Consider the following 2,391-nt stretch of genomic DNA (forward strand, 5'->3'; position numbering starts at 1 on the left):
ATGGAAAATCGCTCAACGAACAGCGGAATTCGCTCAACGAACATGGAAAATCGCCCAACAAACAGCGGAATTCGCTCAACGAATATGGAAAATCGCCCAACAAACAGCGGAATTCGCTTAACGAACATAGAAAAATGCTCAGTCAAGCTAAAAACAAAGTCTGGACTGTCTAACCCTCCTTGAATAGCAAAAAAACTAGTTTTACTTATTCAGTTTAAAAGTAAATGCAAAGGTATTGAATCCGCTGTTTTCAACTTTTCTAAATAGGGCATACTTCAACAAACAAGTATATTCGTTGTCCGAAAAGCAGTGTGTTAGCCTGCTTTTCGGACAATTTTTATAGTGTGATTGCTTTCACTTCATCGATATTTTCAAGCTGTGCTACGTAATGTAGGTCTTCTGTGGTTACAACATTGTCGATTGCTAGCATCATTACTGCTGAGCCACCAACCATATCGCGGCCTACTTGCATTGTTGCGATATTAATGTCCTTTTCAGCTAACTTTGTTGCTACACGACCAATTGCACCAGGTTTATCTGTGTTTTTAATATACAGCAGATTGCCTGTTGGAATGACGTCAACTACAAAGCCTTCAACTTTGACAATACGTGCACCTAAACCATTTAGTAAAGTACCTGCTACAGTGTGTGTTTCATGTGCTGTTTTAATTTCAACTGTAATTAAATTTGTAAAGCCTTTTGCTGTTGTTGTTTTATGCTCATTAATATTCATGCCAATACGCTCAGCAAGATAACGAGCATTGACATTATTCACATGTGTACCGTGATTTGTTGATAGTAGTCCTTTAATGGCATTCGCTGTTAATGGGCGCACATCGAAATTTGCCACATCGCCAGCATAAGAAATATTTAACCCCTTCACTGTTTCATCTGTTAGTTGGATAAGGAATTGTCCAAGCTTTTCAACAAGTCCGAAAAATGGTTCGATTTGTGAAAGTTTTTCTTTTGAAATTGACGGCATATTGACAGGGTTTGTTACAGTACCTGTTTTGAAAAACTTAATAATATCATTGGATACATCGACGGCAACAGACTCCTGTGCCTCTACAGTAGATGCCCCTAAATGTGGTGTCGCGATGACTTCAGGTAATGTCAATAATTTATGATCTGTAGCAGGCTCCGTAATGAAAACGTCCAATGCAGCACCAGCGACCTTTTTCTCTAAAATGGCATCGTATAAATCGTCTTCATTAATGATACCACCACGTGCACAGTTAATAATGCGAACGCCATCTTTCATAATGGTAAAGCGCTCTTTATTAATTAGATTGCGCGTTTCTGGTAATAGTGGCGTATGCACTGTAATAAAGTCTGCCGCAATACATACTTCATCAACAGTTCCTTTTGTCACACCAAGCTCTTTCGCTCGTTCCTCTGTTAAAAATGGGTCATAGGCAATAACTTTCATACGCTGACCTTTTGCACGGTAGGCGACTTCAACACCGATACGTCCCATGCCAATAACGCCTAACACTTTGTTTTTTAGTTCAACACCAACGTATGATTTTCGGTCCCAAACACCGTTTTTTAACGTATTAAATGCTTGTGGTATATAGCGTGCAAGAGCGGTTATCATAGCAATAGTATGCTCAGCTGCAGAATTAGTATTACCGTCTGGTGCATTGACAACGATAATTCCATGCTCAGTTGCAGCAGTTAAATCAATATTATCGACACCAACGCCTGCACGGCCAATTAATTTTAAATTTTTTGCAGCTTCAATAACTTCGCGAGTAACAGTTGTTTGTGAGCGCACTAATAACACATCAATATCGGCGATTTTTGCAATTAGTTGCTCCTGAGATAAGCCTGTATCTACAATGATGTTTAAATTTAATTCAGATTCATGGATTAATGGATAAATCCCGTCCTCACTCAATGGATCTGCGATAAACACTGTAATAGCCTTTGTTGCTCTTTCTACTGTTTTCGTTGTCATAATCTCATTCTCTCCTTTTAATAAAATAAAAAAGCCTTCCACCCCTCACATAAATGTAAGGGGCGAAAGGCTATAAAGAACATACTTACGCGGTACCACCCTTATTCATTGCAAAAATATTCCGAAAATTAAATTTGCAATCTTTCCAATGCGTAACGAGCACGATACGGATAAGTATACTAAAAAATTCCACTTATCTATTCAGGAGTGGAACTACATTCGTATTCTTCACTGATTTGCACCAACCATCAGCTCTCTTTAGAACAACTACGATGAGCATGTCTCCGTCACAATATTTAACGTAATTAAATTTGATAACATCATAAGCCGAGAATAAATCTTTGTCAACGATTTTTAATGAAAAAAATAAAAAAATAGGTTAAAAAAATTATAATGATAGACTAAAAGGCGAACAAAATAATAAAATTAAG

General features: G+C 37.6%; 1 protein-coding gene and 1 other annotated feature. The gene reads right to left on the reverse strand.

Annotation, left to right across the window (positions count from 1 at the left end; all coding sequences use genetic code 11):
* Positions 1-337: 337 nt before the first annotated feature.
* Entirely contained in the window at positions 338-1,960 is a 1,623-nt protein-coding gene (gene serA, locus C9J34_RS00765; RefSeq protein WP_107837944.1) for a phosphoglycerate dehydrogenase, read from the reverse strand.
* A 55-nt stretch (positions 1,961-2,015) separates the two neighbouring features.
* Positions 2,016-2,260 (reverse strand) — a binding site (T-box leader).
* Positions 2,261-2,391 lie beyond the last annotated feature (131 nt).

It is taken from the genome of Metasolibacillus meyeri (assembly GCF_003049505.1).
Lineage (GTDB): Bacteria > Bacillota > Bacilli > Bacillales_A > Planococcaceae > Metasolibacillus > Metasolibacillus meyeri.

Excerpts from the sequence above, each read along its gene's own strand:
- serA (WP_107837944.1), bottom strand. The coding sequence starts at position 1,960 with ATGACAACGAAAACAGTAGAAAGAGCAACAAAGGCTATTACAGTGTTT.